We start from the raw sequence: 20,279 nt of genomic DNA on the forward strand, positions 1-20,279 counted from the left end.
ACACCCGACGGACATGTCGCCTCGGCCAAGGCGGAGGCGCTTGCAGCTTCATATCTCGCCAAATGTGGCGCATCGCCACAGAACGGCTGAAATCCGCTCAATCGTTCAACAACCATTCATGAGCGCAGGTATAAGAGTTAATGAGCCGCGCATGATTCGTTTTGGTCGCCACAGATGGCCGAAGAGGGCAGCCACCGTGAGAGAGCCGCAAGGAATGAAGTTCAACTTTGAAACCAACGTCTTTCCGTTGTTTCACCCGCAGTCCGTGGATGATCTGAAGGATCCTTGTCCGGTGTTCGACGGCGAGATTTGGCACGTCTTCGGTTCCAGCGGCACTGTCACGACCGAGAGCTGGAAAATACTACATGCCACGGCTCCGGACCTTTATGGGCCGTGGACTGAGCATGAGGCGCTCGACTTGCCGGTAACCGGATCGGGCATAGCGGCGCCCGGCGTCATTCATGAATGCGGCGTCTTCCATATGTTTATCCAGACCGAATTCATGAAGTCGGGCGGACGTTGTGAACATGCGGTTTCCAATGATGGCTTCAACTGGGTGGTGCTGAAACCGGCGATATTGTCCCTGCCGGGCACCGATGAGGACGGGATCTATGATCCCCATCCGGCGATCATCGGCGGCAAGCGCTACATCGTCTATTCAGGCATGCCTAAATTCACCAGGGTGCCGCAGCCTGACGTCTATCTGGCGCGCAGCCAATCCGATTCCTGGTTCGGGCCGTGGAAACGTCTCGGCAAGATATTGGACCATCTCGACGTTCCCCATCACAATGCGCGCGAGCATCCGGACTACGAATGGGGGATCGAGGGCGCCCAACTGGTCGAACTGCCCGACGGTCGCGTGCTTCTCAACGCCACCTGCTTCCTTCCCGAGGGTCCGCGCGGAAGTCGTCAGCGCGTATTCTTCGCCATCGCCGACGACGTCCAGGGTCCCTACGTGTCGGTCGGCCCCGTGCTGGATCCTGGTGAGCCTGGGGAGAACGGCCATTCGACGGTAATGATCGAGGGCGGGAAACTGACCTTGTTTTACCAGAGCAGACGTGAGGCAACGAACCATCGCTGGCGTTTCGGACTGGCTAGGTGCGACCTGGATCAGCAAGTCCTTTCACGAGTCGCCTAACAGGGACGACCGGGGCCGAGGCGTCGTGGCTGTGTCATGACTATTTCATTCGCGTTCCTGCGATCGTCCATAGCGATAGTCCATAACGTAACGATGATCGCAAGGCCGGCTCTGCCGCAAGGGCGCAGCAAACTACGGGCCATGATCGCGTCCTGGCTGGTTCTTCGTCAGGATCGACCGAGACCTGGATTACCTGGGGATCAACCACGTCGAGGGAGCCTTAGCAACTCATGACTGCCCAAGAGGGGGCCTGAGTGGAAGAAAGCGATCCAGTTCCTGCATAGATGGGTTTGGGACGGGGTAGCCCCACCGGAGGTGCGTCAGGCTTTCGAGGCCGTCGCTTAGGAGAAGGAGATGTTCCTTCCCTGCGACTAGGGTAGGGCATCCTTGCACTGCAAATAGATGACAGTCCGTTGGCCTGCCAACCCGGCGAAACATTTTGCCACCGCGGCAGTTATACCGCTCCGGGGACGAAATTCGGGGCATGCCTTTGAACGATATTAGATTGGCGATACCGCTGGTCGGGGAAGTGGAAGACACTGCGCCTAGATCGGCTGCCGGCCTGCCTTGGATCAAGTTAGCCGGTTCCTATTTCGCAACCGAGGACGGCGAGGCATGGACGCCGATCGGGCACAATGATGCGGTAAGCTGGCCCGAACTCAATGGCCTGTTCCGGCGCGCCGATATGGCCGGCGTGGAAAATCATCTCCGTCGGCTGAAGGAAAGCGGCGTCACCTGCCTCAGGCTGATGCTGGAATATGCCCAGGTTCGCCACCGCTACTTCGAGAAGCCGCAGGGCCGCTTCGTGCCGGCAATGGTGCAATTGTGGGACGACCTCTTTCGTCTTTGCGAAAAACAGGGCTTAAGAATCCTGCTCACCCCCTTTGATACGTTCTGGCAGTGGCTGCACTGGCGCCACCACCCCTACAACCGCAATAACGGAGGCGTGCTGGACCACCCGTCGCGATTCCTGATCTGCGTCGAGACGCGCCGCGCGATCAAGGCAAGGCTGGAATTCGTGGTTCGCAGATGGAGCGGCAGCGGAGCCTTCTTCGCATGGGACCTCTGGAACGAGATCCATCCCGAGCAGGCTCAGGGCAGCGCGGATGGCTTCGGCGCCTTCATCCATGATCTCAGCGATTTTGTGCGCCAGCTGGAAACGTCACTTTACGGCCGCTCTCACCCGCAGACCGTCTCGCTGTTCGGACCTGAGCTTCGCTGGCGGCCCCACATGCCGCTGCGCGGGCCGATCTTCCGCCACCCAGACCTCGACTTCGCCTCCCTCCATCTCTACGAGGAGGGCACGATCGATGACCCCAGTGACACGGTGGCGCCTGCGCTCGGCATGGCGCGGATCGTCGGAGAGGCGCTCGGCGAAATCCGTGACGGCCGCCCTTTTCTCGATTCCGAGCACGGCCCGATCCACTCATTCAAGGACAAGAAAATCACGCTTCCGGAACCTTTCGATGATGAATATTTCCGCCATTTGCAATGGGCTCACCTGGCGGCGGGGGGCGCGGGTGGCGGCATGCGGTGGCCAAACCGCACCCCGCACGTGCTCACCCCCGGCATGCGGCGGGCGCAGCGTTCGCTGGCCGATTTCCTCCCTCTGATCGACTGGGTTTCGTTCCGGCGTGCCCATCTCGGCAACAAGATGCGGATTTCCGGTCCCGACGCCGCGGCTGTTGCCTGCGGGGACGATTCCCAGGCAGTGGTCTGGCTGGTTCGCCGCGACACGATCGGGGGGAACGGCATGCTTCGCGCCGGCGCTGCGCCGGTTCCGGTCGCCTTGGAGCTGCCCGGGTTGGCTCGCGGCACCTATCGCGTCATCGCCTGGGATACCACTGCCGGCAGGCAAACGGCGGAGTGGCAAGCGAATTCGGACGGCTGGCTGAAGCTTGATGTGCCGCCGTTCTCCGCCGATGTCGCCCTTGCCATCCGCCGAGGCGTTCTGGCTGCGCCATAACTATTTCATCCGCGGTCCCGTTGGTCCAAGCAGAGCCACGGGAAATACCTCTCACGACCTGCGGCAAGACTCGAAGGGGGTAGCGTGGGGATCCGCAGGTGCGCTCAAGGTCGCTGGCAGGCGCCGCATTCGCCGCTGGCTGTCAAGAAAGCGCCGCTTGCGGCTGCAAAATAAGGCTGTAGTTCGCTGTCACGTCCAGAAATAGCGCACGGTGTGGAAGAAAACCGGGGCAGCGAAAACCAGGCTGTCGGCGCGGTCCATCATGCCGCCATGGCCCTCGATCAGATGGCCCCAGTCCTTCACCCCCTGATCGCGCTTGATGGCGGAGGCGACCAGTCCGCCGAGGAATCCCATCAAGCAGGCGATGAAGGCGACCCCCGCCGCCTGGAGCGGCGAAAACGGTGTCAGGAACGACAGCAGCGCGCCAAGCAGGCTCGACGTCGCCAGCCCGCCGACCAGCCCTTCCCAGGTCTTCGACGGCGAAACCTTCGGCGACATCAAGTGCCTGCCGAACAGCTTGCCGAAGATGTATTGCAGCACGTCGCTGCCTTGCACGGTGATGATCAGGAATGCGATCAGCAACAAATTGCGGCCCTCGAAGCCGGGCACCTCGAGCGTCAGCAGCGCCGGCACGTGGCTGACGCAGTAGACCGAGATCATGACGGCCCATTGCTGCGCCGAGACGCGCTCGAGAAAGCGCTCGGTGTCGCCATGAAGCGCGGTGATCGCCGGCATCAGCAGGAAACAGTAGACCGGGATGAAGATGGTGAAGAGGCCGTACCACGCGGTCCACACCAGCCAGTACTGGAACGGGATGATGATGCCGAACATGCCGAGCAGCACCCAATGGTCGCTGCGGCGGCTGTGCGTCAGCGTCACGAATTCACGCAATGCCGCAAACGAGATAAGCGCGAACAGGATGGTCATGCCGGAGCGGCCGAAGAAGAAGGCGACGGTGATCGCCACGACCATTACCCACCAGGCGTTGATGCGCTGGTTGAGGTTGACCAGCGTCGAGGACAGCGGCTTCGGCGCGCGCCACGACAGGATGCCGGCAACCAGGCTTGCGGTGGTCAGCACCGCAGTGAGGCCGACAACCAGAATGAGGGTCTCGTGCATTGGCATGTTGTTCTAGTCGTCTTTTAGCGGGCGGGGATTGAGCGCAAGCAGCGCCTTGCGGGCGCGGTCGAGAAAGGCCCGGCGTTCCTCGCCGGGCGCAATGGCGATCGGCGCGCCGAAGACCACGCGGCAGAGCAGTGGCACCGGCACGAACTGGCCCTTGGGGAGCACCCGCGACATGTTCTCGATCCAGCAGGGAATGAGTTCGACGTCGGGCCGCGCCATCGAGAGATTATAGAGGCCGGAGCGGAACGGCAGCAGTGGCTCGTCTGTCATGTTGCGCGTGCCTTCGGGGAAGATGATCAGCGAATGGCCCTCGTCGAGCACCGACAGCATGATCGAGATCGGATTCTGAGCCTCATCGATCCACTGCCGGTGGATGAGCACCGAGGAAAGCATGTCCTGCGCGATGAACCGGCGCAGCCGTGATTTTCCCCAATAGTCGGCGGCAGCGACGGCATGGGTGCGGGCGCGCTCCTTCTCGCTGAGGCAGGCAGACAGCAGGATGAAATCGCCGTGGCTGGCATGGTTGGCGAAGTAGATGCGCTGCCGGTCCGACGGCTTGCTGCCGTTCCAGATCGGCCGCACCCCGGTCACCGCCCAGGCCAGCGCCGATAGGCCGACCGAGGTCACGGTCTGCAGCAGGGTGAAAGTCCTTGTGCCGAGCTTGCTCATCGTCCGGCTCAGAAAGACAAGGCGACAGCGGATGCCGCCACGAACAGGCCGAGTGCGATGCGCTGCTTCATCAGCAGGCGCTGCGTGCCCGCGATGCGCCGGTCGAGCGAGCGGATGCCGGCAGCGGCCGGTTTGACGCGCATGCGCGCCAGCACGTCGTCGACCGAGGCACCGCCGGCGGCTTCGCTGATGTGGCTCGCCATCAGCCAGAACAGCAGCGCGTCGAAGACAAGCAGGGCCGAGACGGCGAGGGTGACCATGCCGCTCGCTGCCGCCACCAGCCAGGCCGCCGACGCCAGCGTCGTCGTCTGCGGCTGCGCTGCCACGGCAATGAACGGCGCGGCCACCAACGCGGCCAGCACCAGCAGCAGCGGCCACACCGCCTGCATCATCAGGCTGGCGGCGAAGGCCTCGGCTTTGTCTCGATGGGCACTCATGTCGGCTCGTCCGCCGCGATCCGAAGATGCACCGGACGGCCCGATGCCGTTAGCCGCTTATGCGCCTGCGCCGGTGTTGGCGAGCGACCGCTCGCAACCAGCCAGTTGGCGACGATGGCGGCGCTGCGCTGGAAGCCGAGCGCGCAGCAGACCAGCACGGTGCCGTGGCCGCGGGCCGCCTCGATCGCCGCCACCGCTTGCGTTTGCGCCGCTTGCGAGGGCGGCAAAAGATCGACCATGGCGACAGCCGTCCAGCGGCAGGTGACGCCGCGCGGGCTTTCCAACTCGCCGGCAAGGTCGATTACCGTGCCGAAAGCGTCGGCCTCGGCGGCGGTGGGAAAGCGGCCGAGGAAGACGCCGTCGGCGATCGCGACATGCGGCGGCAGCTTGCGCGTCCACGCCCACACATTGATCCTGGCGCCAAGCCGGTAAGGCAGCAGCAAAACACGGCTGGCCAGCGAGACGCTGCCATCGGCCGCTTTCTGGAACACTTTGGCGCCGGCTCCGACATAGGCGAAGGCGACGATGGCCAGCGCCAGCGCCGGCCACAGCAGGATGAGCCACAGCGCCGAGACGAAGGCGCCGGCAACGGCGCCGGCCAGTGCCAGGGCTGCGACGAGCGCGTAGAACAGCGCCAGCCGCCGTGCCTTGGGATCGGCGGCCAGCCGGAAGCCGGCGAACGGCAATTCGCCGTCGCGCGGGAACAGCCACAGGGCGAAGAAGCCGAGCAAAGCGCCGGTCGGGATATCGATGACATGGTGCTGCCATGTCGTCAGCACCGAGGCGCCGATCAGGAAACACCAGACGTGCCAGACGATGGCGGCCAGGCCTTTGAGCCGACAGCGCCAATGATCCCAGATGATGACAAGCAGCGCGATGTGCAGCGACGGCGCCTGGTTGAACGGCTTGTCGAAGCCGCCGAGCACCGCGAACATGAACCCCGGCAGGCCTGATGTCTGCGGCCGCATGAAGGTCGCCGTCAGCGGGAGCAGGATGAAACAGGCGACGGCGATGATCTGCGCCGTGAGGTAACGGCCGGCGAGCCGGTCGACGCCGCGCTTGGTATCGTTCAACAGCAGCGACAGGCCGTAGAACAGGTTGATCGACCAATAGGGCACGATCGTCCAGGCGATGAACGGGATGCCGCGCTCCCAGGCAAAGACGATGCTGCCGACATCGTCGCGCTGCGACGCCAGCCAGTTGGCGAAGCCGTAGGTCACGTAGAAGAACGGCGCCAGAAACGCCAGCCACAACGCAGCGCGCAGGACGATTCCGGCGTACGGCTCGCGCGGGGAGGCAGAAAGGGCAGGGGCCGCGGCAACGGCGGCGCCAAGGACTGGCAAGACCATGCTCAGACGCGCCGCGCGATCGAGACGGTGAAGATGCCCCACTGGTCGATGCGCTGGTCGAGCTTTTCGAAGCCGGCCGCCGCCACCAGCTGGTCCATCTCGCCTTGCGTGCGCCGGCGCATCACCCAGGCCTGGCCGCCGCGATGCGAGGTCAGGCTGCGCGCGATCATTTCGAGCTGCGGATGCCAGGGCTGGTTGGTGTAGAGAAGCAGGCTGCCGGGCTGCATCGCCTTGGCCAGCCCGCCGAGCGAGCGGGCGACCATGGCGTTGTCGGCAAACAATTCGTAAAGCCCGGAGACGATGGCCAGGTCCGGCGCCGGATCGAGCCCGGCCAGCATTTGGGCGTCGAATGCGTCGGCCTGGTGAAACGAGACGCTGGTCGGCAGGTGCCGCTCGGCGATCAGCTTGCGGCCGAGCGAAACGTTGAGGTCGGAAAAATCCTGCAGCCGCACGCTGGCCGGCGGCTCAGTGCATTTGGCGACGGCGTCGAGCACGTAGCGGCCGTGGCCGGCCGCGATATCGACGATATGGACCGGCCGGCCGGCCTTCAGCGTCCGAGTGGCGCTGCCGATCAGCTCTTCCAGGTGCAGCTTGCGCTGGCGGATGCCGCGCCAGCCGATGGCGTCGAGAAAGGTGCGGTCGATCATGCGGCCGAGTGGACCGTGGCCCCGCGCCTCGTTCTCGTAGACATAGTCGAGAGTCGAGCCGGAATCGAAGCCGGTGGCAATTCCCGTCTTCATGCCTGACGACAGCCAGGCGCCCATGCGGATCGAGGCGCGGCTCATTGCCCAGTAGAGGCCCCTCGGCGACAGCAGAGCGAGCGGCGAGGCGAGCCGGTCGGCCTCGTCGCGTGTGAAGCCGGCGCGGTCGGCCGCGGTCAGGTCGACCGGCTTCTCCGGGGTCGCGAACTGTCTTTCGAGGAACGGCTTGATCAGGTCGAGTGCCTTGCGGCGTTCGCGTTCGCCGAGCGTGTCGTGGAAGAAGCCGGGCAGCACATGCCGCTCCTTGGCCGGGCTGGCGAGATTGACGAAGAACTCGTGCTGAGGTCCATGCCGCACCACCCAGTCGCTGCCGGAGATCAGCAATTGCGTCGGCACGGTGATGGCGCGGGCGTCGGCGACGATACGCGCGGCGTGATCGTAGAGCTCGACCAGGATGTTGGACGCGATCGGCCGCGTGATCAGCGGATCGGCCTCGAAGGAGACGATGCGCTCGGGGTCATGCGTCAGGAACTTGGCCTTGACGTAGGAATTGACGAAGAAGCGGCCCTTGATCTTCTGCCACAGCGCAATGCCTTGCTTGGCGAAGGGCACGTAGAGCTTGACCGAAAAGGCCGGCGAGGCCAGCACCACAGCGCGAATCTGCGGTGCATAATCATGCACCCAGGCGGCGGCGAGCACCGCGCCGAACGATTGGGCGATCAGCGCGATGTCGCGCTGGCCGAACCCGTCTCTGCCGATCTCGCGCACGAAACAATCGATGTCGCGCACCAGCGCGGCAAAGGACGGCGCATAGCCGCGTTCGCCTGCCGAGCGGCCATTGCCGCGCGCGTCCCAGGCATAAAAGGCATGGTCGGGCATGTCGAGTTCGTCGACCAGATGCGCCATGCGGCCGCCATGCTCGTGGCCGCGGTGGAACAGCAGGACCGCGCCCTTGGCAGGTCGCCCGACCGCCGGCCAGTAGCGGTAGAAGATCTCGGTGCCGTCATGCGTGCGGAAGGTGCGTTCCTGCGCCACCCGCTGCTCACTTGCGGAAGCGGCAATCGTTGGTTCATGAAGCATGTTGTTCCCCTGGCGGATGCGACCGGAATTTCAGCCACCGCTCCCGTTAAGGCCGCTGCGTATCCGGTTGATGGCGGTCACCAGCGAGAGTGTAGCCATTGCCGGAAACACAAACGGCGTCATCGCTTCCACCCACAGGCCGCAGGCGATGAGGAAGGCGACGATGCCGAGCGCCAGCGCCCGATCGCTCTTGCCGAACGGCCCGGCATAATTGCGCCCCGTGCCCGCCGCGATGCCGAGCACACCGGCGAATTCCACAAGCACTGCCGTGATGGCAAAGGCGACGACGCCCGAGGCGGAGAAGAGAGCGGCAAAGGCCAGGATGAGCGCGAGGTCTGAGACGACGTCGCAGAGTTCGTTGAGGTACATGCCAAGCTTCGAGGCCTGACCATGTTCCCGCGCGAGCATGCCGTCGATGGCGTTGAGTGCCATGCGCGCAAACAGCACCACCGGCATCAGGATGAAGATCGCGCGATGGCCGGCAAGGGCCGCGACCAGAATGCCGGTGGCGACCGACAGGGCGGCAGCCAGTAGCGTGATCTGGTTGGCGGTGACGCCGGCCCCGGCCAGCCGGTCGGCGAGCGGCCGCAGCTTCGCCTGGAAGGCCGGTTTGAGCGCATAAAGCGTCGGCATGTGCGAACCCCCCGGCCGCGGTGCAACTAACGTCTGCGAGGATGGTCAATTGGCGCGCAAGACGCAAGGGCGGCGAGCGGTTGTACATGGTTACGATCAGCAGCGCTGGCCGAGGTAACAAGCGACCGCTGTGCAAGCTCGGAATAGAGCGCCTGGCATGTGCGGGGAATCCGCTGCACGTGCGTTGTTACCGTTTTCGCGAAGCGGTAACAACTCAGCTTAAAGCTGCGTGGACACTCGACGCGCTGTTCGTCGCGGTGGCGCAGCGCGACTACCAGGCGGCGGAGCGCAATCTCGGCCGTACCATGTCGGCGGTGACGTCGAAACGCCGGGACAGGGGCACATGACGGCTTCCCCGCCCCTGGTCACCGTGTTCGGCAGCCTGCATTACGACATCATGGTCGAAGCCCCCGACCGCCCGCGCAAAGGCGAAACTGTGACCGGCCATGCCTGGCAGCCGAAATGTGGCGGCAAGGGCGGCAATCAGGCGGTGTCGGCCGCGCGGGCCGGCGTGCGCTCGGCGATGATCGGCGCCGTTGGCCATGACGATTTCGGCCGCGTGCTTCTCGGCAATCTCGAACGCAAAGGCGTCGACAGCCGCTTCGTGCGGGTCGCGCCTGGCGCCGGCTCCGGCATGAGCGTGGCGATCTTCGACGACGGCGGCGACTATGGCGCTGTGATCGTCTCAGGCAGCAATCTCACCTTGGGCGAGAAGGACATCGCCGCCGCGACCGAGATGGTTGCGCACACGGCGGTGCTGCTGCTGCAGAACGAGGCGCCATCGAGGCGGAATTTCTGGCCGGCATTCCGGTCGTCGACACGCTCGAGGGGGCTGCCGAGGCGGCACGCATGCTGGTCGATTTCTACCCGGCCGCGATCGTCACGGCCGGCGGGGAGACCGTTGCCTTTTGCGACCGCGACGGCCAGGCGTTCGCGCTGGCGGCGATCCCGGTGAAGGTCGTCAGCACCCATGGCGCCGGCGACGAGTTCGTCGGCGCGTTCGCGGCAGGCCTTGCCCGCGGGCATCAGGTCGAGGCCGCCATCGCCGCCGCCAACGCCGCCGCGGCCTTGCTGGTCGCCACGCCGGAAACGGAAGCGCGAGGCGATCTGAGACAAGGCGCTGAGAAGGGGGCGCTGAGAAGGGGGCGCTGAGAAGGGGGCGCTGAGAAGGGGGCGCGCCCATCACAGCTATAGGGCGACCAGCACTGCTGGCGAGGGCCGGCGGCGGACCGACGCCCTCAGGATGGCAGCTCGGCATAGTCGGGCGGGGCTCATTGGGGATGATGCTTTGTTAGCATCGGACTGGCGAGCCACTTACGGAACAAGGTTAGTTCGGTGCACCACCAGCAAGAAGGTATCGAAAGCCGTTCGTCGTCAGCCAGCGGCACGTGCCAGATGCGTTGCCCACGCGCGGAATGGCTCCCGGTTCGGGGTCTACTTGCCAGCAATGGCGCCCGTGATAGGCGATAGAAAGGCCCGCGCCGTTTAATTGGAGGACGCGGGGCAGGGTATTGCGGCCCAGGATTGTTCACGCCTGGTCACACGACCGACCGGGCCGGCCGCAAACGGCTGCACTTTAGTGGAACCTAATTTAAATGACGCTATTATCGTGCATGGGAAAACGCGAGGTCCAGACCGTTACTGAATATCGAATAGCTGGAGATCAGCTGACCGATGATCCAGTGATCGCTCTCGATATCGCGGAACGGATATTGCAGGCAGCCGAGCACGACCGGATTGTCTATGTCGTCGCGACAGCAGAGCCACACCAAGCCGACCTTATCGAGAAAACAGAGCCTCAACAGATCAGGGCTACCACGACCTCTTTCCGCGACCTTGAAGTTTTGCTGCTTGTTCTCTATGCGGCCTATGCACTCGTCGTGCTGGGTGTCACCGCTTTCATGCTGATGGAGTTAGGCCCTGTTCTGTAGACGTGCTTCAGCAGTTCGATAATCAAACGAAAGCCCGCCACCCTTTCGGATGACGGGCTCCGTTGCCTGGATGCCAGGAACGCCACGGTAGCGACTTCTGCTACTAATGCTCCCGTAGATATTCAATATGCGGCCTCCGCGCCGCCTGGCGCATCGGCTGAACAAATGAAGCCCGCGCCTCTGGCGGAGAGCGCGGGCCCGATCGGGTTGCAGCCCGATCCGCAGCAGGAACCCGGAGGTTCCGCCGCTCGGGAGTAATTATTAGAACTTTCTAATATCCATGCATCGTCCGGATGAATGATGTAACCGCCCTCGTAAACGAACACCTTGTCAGGAGATTCTTTTGCCTGAGTCATGTTTGCTCCGCCGGCCTCAAGCAAACTTTTGAGACAAACGTTCGTATTGGTGGATGGGTGCGCTTTCAGGGAGAAAGCCGTGGGCAGACAGCAACGCACCGTCTTTTTGGTCGCGGTCTTTGCGTGTGTCCTTGGCTTTGTGCTGTTGGTCCTAATCCTGCAAATAGTGAGTTCGCTTGACTAGATAAGACGCCGAAACCGGCTGCCGGTGTGAATTTTGGCCGGCGCGCATAGGGGCTTCCTGCGTGTCGGTCGTTTCCGTGGCCGCTCGGCCCGCAGTTTCGCCGGCCGGACAGCAACACGGTTTTCGCCCAAGGTGAGGGAGGAGTTTCGCAGCATCCGCCTCGCAAATCGTCCGCGCACCTTGGCGGCATTGCGCGAGCTGCGCATGGCGCGGGCGCGGCGGCGCAGCAGGCTTCGCGCTTCCACGAAGCGGCGGTGAAGGACGCGATGGCAGCGGTGCGCACCGCCACAACAAACCTTCAGGCGACGATGCAGGACTATCTCTTGACCGCGCTGAAGAACGTCAAGGCAAAGCCCGCTGCAGGAAGTTGATGCTGGTAAGGCTGTCGTTCTAAGGTGTCCGGCGCAGCCGGGCGCGTGCGCGTCCGGCTGCCGATGTCGTTAGTGCTTGCTTCCGCCAGAACTGACTTTGCCGCCACTGATGGCGATGCGCTTGGCCTTCGTCTGCGCGCGCTGGGTCTTGGGCAGCGTCACGCTGAGCACGCCGTTGTGGAAGGCGGCATTCACCTTGTCCTCCTCGACCTCGTAGCCGAGCGGGATGCGGCGCTCAAAGCGGCCGTAGAACCGCTCGGAGAAGTGCCTGTCCTTGTCCTCGGTCTCGGAGCGCTTCTCGCCGCGCAGCGTCAACACGCCGTCGTCGAGCAGCACCTCGACGTCCTTCTCGTCCATGCCGGGGATTTCGGCGGTCACGCGGATCTCCTTCTCGCTGTCTGAGATTTCAACACTCGGCCAGCTGGCGCGCGCCGACGAAAATCCGCTGAGCGACGGCATGCGCGTTTCGAAACCGCGGAACGCGTCGTCGATCATGCGGTTCATCTCGCGATGCAACGCCATGAACGGGTCCCGGTCATCGTCACGATAGAAGCTGGGAACCGGACTGTTCTCCCGGCCCCACGGAATGAGATCACGAATAGCCATTGATGTTCTCCTTTCTCGACTGGTTGCGCCAAAGGCGACGTCAGAGATCGCCTTCGCTCAGGCGGCCTGCTTCGGCTTCTCGACCTGCCCGGCCTTCGGCGCGCCGTCTTGCTTGGGGATTGCAATGCGACGCGGCTTCATCTCCTCGGGCACTTCGCGCACAAGGTCGATCGTCAGCAGGCCGTTGTTGAGCGAGGCGCCGGTGACCGTCATGTGATCGGCAAGCTCAAAGCGCCGTGTGAACGGCCGTACCGGAAGGCCGCGATGTAGATATTCCACCGTGCCCTGTTCCTTGCGCTCGCCCGAGACGATCAGAAGGTTGGGCTCGTGGCTGATGTCGAGATCGTCTTCGGAAAAACCGGCGACGGCGATCGTCACGCGATAGGTGTTCTCGTCGCTTCGCTCGATGTCATAAGGCGGCCAGGTTTCCGCTGCCTGAGGCGCGTTTTCCAGCAGGTTGAAGATGCGGTCGAAGCCGATGCTCGACCGATAGAGCGGGGAAAAATCGAATGCGGTTCTCATAGCTACATCCTCCATTGAGCAACATAGTACGAGGGACGCCAAAGAGCTTGGCGCTCCCTGGGTTCTGCCGGCCCCATTCGGCAACCGGCAATGTCGATTTGGTTATTGCCAGCCCGAAATCAAGACCCAGATTCTGTCCCGCTGCCAGAATTTTTGTTGCCAGATTGTAGCTGGGAATGCCGTTTCAACCGTCATTTGAGGGTCGCGCCGGCCCGCCGGATGGAGGATATCATGACCATGACACGCGACGAGATCATTTCGGTGCTGGGCCCGGTGGACGACGCCGTTATTGCCGACATTGCCTCGACCGGCGCGACGATCGAGGAGTTGCGGGAGGCCTTTGCGTGGGTCGGCGCCGATGAGGCGCTGGTGAACGAGGGCCGCCCCCTGCCGTCGGCTAGGGTGGCGACGCTGATCGGGCTTCTCGAGCCGCCGGACGACGACATATAGCCGGCCGCTGCGTCTGGGCGGGAGACAGGGTTTGGGCAGGAGGTCTTGAAGCGCGCAGGCAGACGAACCATCTCGTTTGCCGCCGCCGATCGGGCCGCCCTCCTGCTTAATCGAGGATGTTACTTGCTCTAAAAACAGAAAGAAGAGGAAGTGATGAAGGACGTCCCATTTTCCGAGCCGATCACGCTCAAGCTCCAATCCGTCGGAGAGCGCAAGGTCGCCAGCAGCTGGGAAGCCATCGAATGTATGCAGCAGTGGCCGGACCGGGCGCGCGGCCGGAGCTGGCGCGCAGCCTATCGAACCTGCCGCGACGCGCTCGACGGTTGGCGCACCGCCCGCGAGGCCCGCAGCGCCTTCATCAAGGCGGCTCGTACGGCCGGACTGCTTGTAAAGGGACGTAAATCCACCTGAACGGCCGTGCTCCGAGCGGCGCCTGTCTCACTGCAGCGTAATAACGCCGCCCACCGCCCGCCATTCGGAGGGCTGGATCAGACGGTGGTGGGCGACGCGCACGGAATGCAGCGGGCCTTCGATCTCACGCTCCCAATATTCGAGGAAATGCTTCAGCGTCGGGAAATCCGGGGCGATGTCGTATTCCTGCCAGATGAAGAGCTGCAGCAGGTTCCGATAATCGGGAAGACGATAGTGGATCTCGGCCGTCGTCAGGCCAAAATCCTGGATCTGGAGCCGGAACGCGTTGCTGACCTGGAATTCATTGCTGACCACGCCATCTCCTTTTCGAACGTTCGGGCGTCCATCCTGCGCATGGGAAAACGCCTCCGCTTCCTCATCGGTTCCGGCCGCCGGCAGGCGGTGCCGGGATCGACGACGAAGTCGGAAGGTTGCGCCGCGATTGCAAGCTGCGTTCGTCGTTTCAAGTCCTGGAATAGCGTTATTATTAAAGTGCGTTGGCACTCGACCACGGCGAGTGCTAAAATTTTTTCGGCATCCTCTTGAATGCTCGGATCGGCAGACTAACTCGATATGCGCGGTGCCTGAACAGGAGTCGCGCACCGTCGCATCGGCCGGTGTACCGGTCGGCTGCGAAGGGAGGGCCAAGAAAATCTGTTTGTCCTATGAGGAGAACGACATGGCGTTCCGTCCATTGCATGACCGTATCCTGGTCCGCCGCATCGAGGTCGACGAGAAGACCGCGGGCGGCATCATCATTCCCGACACTGCCAAGGAGAAGCCGCAGGAAGGCGAGGTCATCGCCGCCGGTCCCGGCGCGCGCGACGATAGCGGGCAGTTGCAGCCGCTCGACGTCAAGGTCGGCGACCGTATCCTGTTCGGCAAATGGTCGGGCACTGAGATCAAGCTCAATGGCGAGGACCTGCTCATCATGAAAGAAAGCGACGTGTTGGGCGTAATCGAAGCCACCGACAAGATGCAGAAGGCCGCCTGAGCGGGCCTGGACGAGCAACCAGTCAACGAAAAGCTGCCTGTTTGAAGGAGTTATCCAATGGCTGCCAAGGAAGTGAAATTCCATACCGAAGCCCGCGAAAAGATGCTGCGCGGGGTCGATATCCTCGCCAATGCGGTGAAGGTGACGCTCGGTCCTAAGGGCCGCAACGTCGTCTTCGACAAGTCGTTCGGCGCTCCCCGCATCACCAAGGACGGCGTGACCGTCGCCAAGGAAATCGAGCTTGAGGACAAGTTCGAGAACATGGGCGCGCAGATGGTGCGCGAGGTCGCCTCGAAGACCAGCGACACCGCCGGCGATGGCACCACGACCGCGACAATTCTTGCTCAGGCCATCGTCAGGGAAGGGGCCAAGGCGGTCGCCGCCGGCATGAACCCGATGGACCTGAAGCGCGGCATCGACAAGGCGGTCGACGCCATCGTCGCCGACCTCAAGTCCAATGCCCGCAAGGTGACCAGGAACGACGAAATCGCCCAGGTCGGCGCCATCTCGGCCAACGGCGATGCCGAGATCGGCCGCTTCCTCGCCGAGGCGATGGAAAAGGTCGGCAATGAGGGCGTCATCACCGTCGAGGAAGCCAAGACCGCCGAAACTGAGTTGGAAGTGGTCGAAGGCATGCAGTTCGACCGCGGCTATCTCAGCCCCTATTTCATCACCAACCAGGACAAGATGCGCGTCGAGCTCGAAGAACCGTATGTGCTGATCCACGAGAAGAAGCTGTCCAATCTGCAGGCTATGCTTCCCGTACTCGAAGCCGCCGTGCAATCCGGCAAGCCGCTGCTGATCATCGCCGAGGACGTCGAAGGGGAGGCGCTGGCGACGCTGGTCGTCAACAAGCTGCGCGGCGGCCTGAAGGTTGCAGCCGTCAAGGCGCCGGGCTTTGGTGACCGCCGCAAGGCTATGCTGGAAGACATTGCCATCCTGACCGGCGGCACGGCGATCTCGGAAGACCTCGGCATCAAGCTTGAGAACGTCACATTGGAGATGCTCGGCCGCGCCAAGAAGGTGCTGATCGAGAAGGAGAATACCACCATCGTCGACGGTGCGGGCCGCAAGGATGAAATCCAGGCGCGCATCAACCAGATCAAGGCGCAAATCGAGGAAACCACCTCCGACTACGACCGCGAGAAGCTGCAGGAGCGGTTGGCCAAGCTCGCCGGCGGTGTCGCCGTCATCCGCGTCGGCGGCTCGACCGAGATCGAGGTCAAGGAGCGCAAGGATCGCGTCGACGACGCCATGCACGCCACTCGCGCGGCGGTCGAGGAGGGTATCCTGCCCGGCGGCGGCGTGGCGCTGCTCAGGGCGGCGAAGGCGCTCGATAACGTCGCCGTTGACAATCCCGACCAGAAGACCGGTGTCGATATCGTGCGTCGCGCCATCGAAGCGCCGGTGCGCCAGATCGCCGAGAACGCCGGTGCGGAGGGTTCGATCATCGTCGGCAAGCTGCGCGAGACAACCGACTTCGGCTATGGCTGGAACGCGCAGACCGACGAGTTCGGCGACCTGTACGGACAGGGCGTCATCGATCCGGCCAAGGTCGTGCGCACCGCGCTGCAGGGTGCCGCCTCTGTTGCCGGCCTGCTGGTGACCACCGAGGCGATGGTGGCCGAGAAGCCGAAGAAGGAAGCGGCCGTTCCGGCGATGCCCGGCGGCGGCGGCATGGACTTCTGACGCCAGGCTTCTAAGGACAAACGGCCGTGTCCGCCGACGCGAAGTCGGGCACGGCCTTGCCCGGATCATAAGCAGGTGTTGCCATGGACATGATGAACAGTTTTGGAAAGATCGCGGCGCCGACCCTTTCCAAGACCGATTTCAACTATGAAACGGAGTGCAAAACGGCGCTGGCGCCGCTAGTCGACGGATTGCTGGACGCGGTCGAGTCGGCCGGCTGGGATCGCCGCAAGGCGGCCTACACGCTGATGTTCCTGTCGGCTCAGCGATTGGGAGCCGACAAGGAGGAGCGCAAATGATTGCGGCGCGGATGCGTGAGTGCCTGCGCCTGCTGAGGTGGTCGGAAACCGATTTCGCCGAAGAGGCGGGCTATCCGGTCGCTAAGGCAAAGGCCTGGCTCTACGGGCGTGAACATCCGCCCCTTGTCGTAATGGCCTGGCTGGAGACGCTCGCCAAGGTGCACCGGCTGCTGCCACGGCCGCGCATGCCGCCGCAGCCGGCCGCGTTGCATTCGCAGATCGGCGCTGTCATCGCGCAGGCCGTTCTTGAGGATCGCAGCGGCCGGACAGTTGAGTCCCGAAAGGAGCTAGTTGAGCTTCCAAAGGAGAGTGTCATGGATCGTTCTTCTTTTGCAAAGCCGGTCACCATCCTCACCGGCCTCGGTAGCCCGACCAAGATAGAAAGCGCGGCTGAGGCCTATGCGCTGCTGTCCGACTGGCCGTCGGCGAGCCGGACGGCCGCGCATGACATCGCCGCCAAAGCCTGCCGGGCCGCGATGGAGGGAGAGATCGACGCCGAGACGGCGCGGGCAACCTTCGTGGCGTTCGCCCGCCGCAACGATCTTCTCGCGCCGCAGACGAGCTCTACGCTTGCGGGCGGAACAGTCACCGATTGGACGCGTTCGCAGCGTGTGAACGCACCAGCGTGAACGCGCCTTTTCCTTCTCCCACAACAGGGGGGGAAGGTAAGATCGCTTTGCGCCGGATCCTCAATCCTCACCGCCGCACCCGCGATTTCAGCCAGCGGTCGAAGGCCACGGCGAGGATCAGGATCAGGCCGATGACGATGCTTTGCGTGTAGGACGAGACGTTGTTGAACTGCAGCCCGTTCTGCAGCACGCCGATCAGTGCTGCACCCACCACCGTGCCGCCGACCGAGCCAATGCCGCCGAATAGCGAGGTGCCGCCGATGACGACCGCCGAGATCACCGTCAGCTCGTAGCCGATGCCGGCGACGGCTTCCGAGGAATTGAGCCTCGCCGACAGCACGAAGGCGGCAAGGCCGGCGAAGAAGCCGACGATGACATAGACCGAGATCAAAATGCGGTCGACGCGCAGGCCGGACAGCCGTGCCGCTTCGGCATTGCCGCCGACGGCGTAGACGGCGCGGCCGTAGCGCGTGTAGCGCAAGACGATGTGGCAGAGGATCGCCGCCGCGGCGAAGATGATCGCCGGCACAGGGACCGGGCCGATGAGGCCGGTGCCGAACCAGCGCATCGAGGCTTCGAAGCCGGAGATCGGGCCGCCATTGGAGATCGTCAGCGTCAGGCCGCGAAAGACGGTGAGACCGCCGAGCGTGACGACGAAAGGCGGCACCTTCAGCCTGGTGATGGCAAAGCCCTGGACGCCGCCGGCCATGGCGCCGACGACGACGGCAGCCAGAAGGGCTGCGAACCAGCCATAGCCTTGCGTGCCGGACGTCGACAGCGACAGCGTGTTGGCGGTGCCGCCCTTGGCCACCACCGCCGCGACCATGCCGCAAAAGGCCAGCAGCGAACCGACCGACAGGTCGATGCCGGCGGTGAGGATGACGAAGGTCATGCCGAGCGCGATCAGGCCGGTGATCGAGATCTGCCGCATGATGTTGAAGATGTTGATGGGGTCGATGAAGCTCGGCTTCAGGATGGTAAAAACGACCATCAGCAGCGCCAGGAACATCAGCGGGCCAAAGCTCATCAGCAGCCGCGCGACGTTGATGCCGCCGCGCTGGCTCGGTTCGGTCGTGCTGGTCATTGCGTCGCTTCCTGCGTTTGGTCGAGCGCCATCAGTTCCATCAGTTTTTCCTCTGTCGCCTCGATGCCGGGCATCTCGCCGGTGATGCGTCCGCGCCGCATGGCGACGATCCTGTCCGACACGGCAAGCACCTCGGGCAATTCTGACGAAATCATCATGATGGCGATGCCGCGCGCGGCGAGGTGCACCAGGATCTGGTGCACCTCGGCCTTGGCGCCGACATCGATGCCTCGCGTTGGCTCGTCCACGATCAGCACCTTGGGGTCGCGCGCCAGCCAGCGGGCGAGGATGACCTTCTGCTGATTGCCGCCGGACAGCCCCTCTATGGGCTGCTCGGGCGAGGCCATGCGGATCGACAGCGTCTTTCTGTAGCTTGCCAGCGCCTCGCGTTCGCGCCTCTCGGCCATGAAGCCGGCCGTGTTGGAGTAGCGGCCGAGCGCGGCGATAGAAAAATTGGTCAGGATGCCGAGGGTGGCGAAGATCGCCTGATGCTTGCGGTCTTCCGGCACCAGGCCAATGCCGAGCGCGATGGCGTCGGCGGGTGTTTCAGGTGCGATCGGCTTGCCGTCGAGCGTGATGGTGCCGGCGGCGATGCGGTCGGCGCCGAAGATGGCACGGGCGAGCTCAGTGCGGCCGGAGCCGACGAGGCCGGCGACCCCGAGAATCTCGCCTGCCTTGAGATCGAGGTCGACGCCTTCGAGCACGATGGCGTGCGGCGCCTGCGGATCGCGCACTGTGCGCAGGCCGCGCACGGAGAGCCTGACGTCGCCGGCGACGTCGCGCAGCGTCGGTCTGGCGTAAAGCTCGGATGCAGCGCGGCCGACCATCTTTTCGATGATTTTCGGCAGTTTGATCGGCCCGCCGTCGCGGTCGAGATGGCCGGCCAGCCTGCCGTCGCGCAGCACCGTCATGCGGTCGCAGATGGCAGAGGCCTCTTCCAGCCGGTGGGTGACGAACATGATGGCGACGCCGTCCTTGCGCAGCCGGCCCATGATCGACATCAGCTTCTGCACTTCGGTTTCGGTCAGCGCCGAGGTCGGCTCGTCCATGATGATGAGGCGGCTCTTCAGCGACAGCGCGCGGGCGATCTCGACCAGCTGCTGCTCGGCCACCGACAGTGCCGACACCGGTGTCGCCGGATCGATATTCAGGCCGACGCGGGCGATGATCGCGCGGGAGTCCTCCTCCATCTTCCGCCAGCTGACCAGGCCGTGCGGCCCGAGCGGCGCGCGGCCGATGAAGATGTTCTCCGCCACCGTGAGCGTCGGGATCAGGCTCAGTTCCTGGTAGATGGTGACGATGCCGAGACGCTTGGCATCCTGCGGATTGTGCGGATTGAATTCGACGCCGTCGAAGACGATGCGGCCGCTGGAAGGCGGCATCACGCCGGACAGGATCTTGAGCAGCGTCGACTTGCCGGCGCCGTTCTCGCCGAGCAGGCCGAGGATTTCGCCGGGCCGAACCTCGAGCGAGACGTCGCTGAGCGCGGTGACGCCGGCAAAGCGCTTGGTCACGCCCTCGACGGCGAGGAGCGGGGGCGATGGCGACGGCGCTGCGGCTTCGGCTGGAGACAAAAAATCCTCCCTGAAAGATAAGATCGATCGTTCCGATTGTTACACAAGGTTTGCGGGACAGCGCCACCTCTGTCCTGCCCT

At 63.9% G+C, this 20,279-nt stretch carries 20 protein-coding genes and 2 pseudogenes; 11 read left to right on the top strand and 11 right to left on the bottom strand.

The window, feature by feature from the left end:
• The first annotated feature begins 214 nt into the window (after positions 1–214).
• Together A9K68_RS09055 and A9K68_RS09060 are read left to right on the top strand one after the other, a co-directional pair.
• Positions 215–1,138, top strand: a complete 924-nt coding sequence (locus tag A9K68_RS09055) for a hypothetical protein (protein WP_065008657.1) — start codon at positions 215–217, stop codon at positions 1,136–1,138.
• 484 nt (positions 1,139–1,622) lie between these two features.
• Positions 1,623–3,104, top strand: coding sequence for a hypothetical protein (locus A9K68_RS09060; protein WP_203546894.1), 1,482 nt, complete (start codon positions 1,623–1,625; stop codon positions 3,102–3,104).
• A gap of 189 nt (positions 3,105–3,293) precedes the next feature.
• On the opposite strand, the gene A9K68_RS09065 is transcribed toward A9K68_RS09060, so the two are convergent.
• Genes A9K68_RS09065 through A9K68_RS09090 form a run of 6 tightly spaced genes read right to left on the bottom strand, consistent with a single transcriptional unit; the run spans position 3,294 to position 9,098 of the window.
• A complete protein-coding gene (locus A9K68_RS09065) occupies positions 3,294–4,223 on the bottom strand; it encodes a phosphatidate cytidylyltransferase (RefSeq protein WP_065008658.1) in 930 nt (309 codons plus the stop codon).
• 12 nt (positions 4,224–4,235) lie between these two features.
• Positions 4,236–4,898, bottom strand: coding sequence for a lysophospholipid acyltransferase family protein (locus tag A9K68_RS09070; protein ID WP_065008659.1), 663 nt, complete (start codon positions 4,896–4,898; stop codon positions 4,236–4,238).
• Between the two features lie 8 nt (positions 4,899–4,906).
• Positions 4,907–5,335, bottom strand: coding sequence for a hypothetical protein (locus tag A9K68_RS09075; RefSeq protein WP_065008660.1), 429 nt, complete (start codon positions 5,333–5,335; stop codon positions 4,907–4,909).
• Positions 5,332–6,684 (bottom strand): phosphatase PAP2/dual specificity phosphatase family protein, encoded by a 1,353-nt coding sequence (locus A9K68_RS09080; RefSeq protein ID WP_082982408.1) that lies wholly within the window; start codon positions 6,682–6,684, stop codon positions 5,332–5,334. The genes A9K68_RS09075 and A9K68_RS09080 overlap by 4 nt, the downstream gene beginning before the upstream one ends.
• 2 nt (positions 6,685–6,686) lie before the next feature.
• The gene (locus tag A9K68_RS09085; protein WP_065008661.1) at positions 6,687–8,465 is read right to left on the bottom strand and encodes a bifunctional alpha/beta hydrolase/class I SAM-dependent methyltransferase; all 1,779 of its coding nucleotides are present in this window, start codon (positions 8,463–8,465) and stop codon (positions 6,687–6,689) included.
• A gap of 30 nt (positions 8,466–8,495) precedes the next feature.
• A complete protein-coding gene (locus tag A9K68_RS09090) occupies positions 8,496–9,098 on the bottom strand; it encodes a CDP-alcohol phosphatidyltransferase family protein (protein WP_065008662.1) in 603 nt (200 codons plus the stop codon).
• A 236-nt stretch (positions 9,099–9,334) separates the two neighbouring features.
• On the opposite strand from A9K68_RS09090, the pseudogene A9K68_RS09095 reads away from it, so the two are divergent.
• The 3 genes and pseudogenes from A9K68_RS09095 to A9K68_RS09105 all read left to right on the top strand — a co-directional run.
• Positions 9,335–9,445: pseudogene (locus A9K68_RS09095) on the top strand (RpiR family transcriptional regulator); the annotation flags it as partial.
• A pseudogene (locus A9K68_RS09100) lies at positions 9,442–10,250 on the top strand (PfkB family carbohydrate kinase). The pseudogenes A9K68_RS09095 and A9K68_RS09100, both read left to right, overlap by 4 nt.
• Before the next feature lie 443 nt (positions 10,251–10,693).
• Positions 10,694–11,029 carry a hypothetical protein gene (locus tag A9K68_RS09105; protein WP_246811326.1) on the top strand — a complete coding sequence of 112 codons (336 nt, stop codon included), beginning with the start codon at positions 10,694–10,696 and terminating at the stop codon, positions 11,027–11,029.
• Between the two features lie 980 nt (positions 11,030–12,009).
• Here A9K68_RS09105 and A9K68_RS09115 read toward each other — a convergent pair.
• Both A9K68_RS09115 and A9K68_RS09120 read right to left on the bottom strand, forming a co-directional pair.
• A complete protein-coding gene (locus A9K68_RS09115) occupies positions 12,010–12,546 on the bottom strand; it encodes an Hsp20/alpha crystallin family protein (RefSeq protein ID WP_065009104.1) in 537 nt (178 codons plus the stop codon).
• A 57-nt stretch (positions 12,547–12,603) separates the two neighbouring features.
• Positions 12,604–13,068: an Hsp20 family protein gene (locus A9K68_RS09120; RefSeq protein WP_065009103.1), complete on the bottom strand. Its 465-nt coding sequence runs from the start codon at positions 13,066–13,068 to the stop codon at positions 12,604–12,606.
• Between the two features lie 237 nt (positions 13,069–13,305).
• Between A9K68_RS09120 and A9K68_RS09125 the strand changes: the two genes are divergently transcribed.
• Entirely contained in the window at positions 13,306–13,518 is a 213-nt protein-coding gene (locus A9K68_RS09125) for a hypothetical protein (RefSeq protein ID WP_065009118.1), read from the top strand.
• Between the two features lie 153 nt (positions 13,519–13,671).
• Positions 13,672–13,929 (top strand): DUF982 domain-containing protein, encoded by a 258-nt coding sequence (locus A9K68_RS09130; protein WP_065009102.1) that lies wholly within the window; start codon positions 13,672–13,674, stop codon positions 13,927–13,929.
• 27 nt (positions 13,930–13,956) lie between these two features.
• Here A9K68_RS09130 and A9K68_RS09135 read toward each other — a convergent pair whose 3' ends face one another.
• Positions 13,957–14,244: an usg protein gene (locus A9K68_RS09135; RefSeq protein ID WP_065009101.1), complete on the bottom strand. Its 288-nt coding sequence runs from the start codon at positions 14,242–14,244 to the stop codon at positions 13,957–13,959.
• A 364-nt stretch (positions 14,245–14,608) separates the two neighbouring features.
• On the opposite strand from A9K68_RS09135, the gene A9K68_RS09140 reads away from it, so the two are divergent.
• The 4 genes from A9K68_RS09140 to A9K68_RS09155 all read left to right on the top strand — a co-directional run bounded on the left by A9K68_RS09140 (position 14,609) and on the right by A9K68_RS09155 (position 17,540).
• A complete protein-coding gene (locus tag A9K68_RS09140) occupies positions 14,609–14,923 on the top strand; it encodes a co-chaperone GroES (RefSeq protein ID WP_065009117.1) in 315 nt (104 codons plus the stop codon).
• A 57-nt stretch (positions 14,924–14,980) separates the two neighbouring features.
• Positions 14,981–16,612, top strand: coding sequence for a chaperonin GroEL (groL, locus tag A9K68_RS09145; protein WP_065009100.1), 1,632 nt, complete (start codon positions 14,981–14,983; stop codon positions 16,610–16,612).
• An 83-nt stretch (positions 16,613–16,695) separates the two neighbouring features.
• Positions 16,696–16,911, top strand: coding sequence for a hypothetical protein (locus tag A9K68_RS09150; protein WP_065009099.1), 216 nt, complete (start codon positions 16,696–16,698; stop codon positions 16,909–16,911).
• Positions 16,912–17,225: 314 nt separating this feature from the next.
• Positions 17,226–17,540, top strand: a complete 315-nt coding sequence (locus A9K68_RS09155; protein ID WP_065009116.1) for a DUF982 domain-containing protein — start codon at positions 17,226–17,228, stop codon at positions 17,538–17,540.
• A 67-nt stretch (positions 17,541–17,607) separates the two neighbouring features.
• Here the strand turns inward: A9K68_RS09155 and A9K68_RS09160 are convergent, their stop codons facing one another.
• Entirely contained in the window at positions 17,608–18,624 is a 1,017-nt protein-coding gene (locus tag A9K68_RS09160) for an ABC transporter permease (protein ID WP_065009098.1), read from the bottom strand.
• Positions 18,621–20,198, bottom strand: coding sequence for a sugar ABC transporter ATP-binding protein (locus tag A9K68_RS09165; protein ID WP_065009097.1), 1,578 nt, complete (start codon positions 20,196–20,198; stop codon positions 18,621–18,623). Before A9K68_RS09165 ends, A9K68_RS09160 begins: the two co-directional genes overlap by 4 nt.
• Between the last annotated feature and the right edge of the window lie 81 nt (positions 20,199–20,279).

The organism is Mesorhizobium sp. AA22 (genome assembly GCF_001672375.2).
GTDB classification, from domain to species: Bacteria; Pseudomonadota; Alphaproteobacteria; order Rhizobiales; family Rhizobiaceae; genus Mesorhizobium; species Mesorhizobium wenxiniae.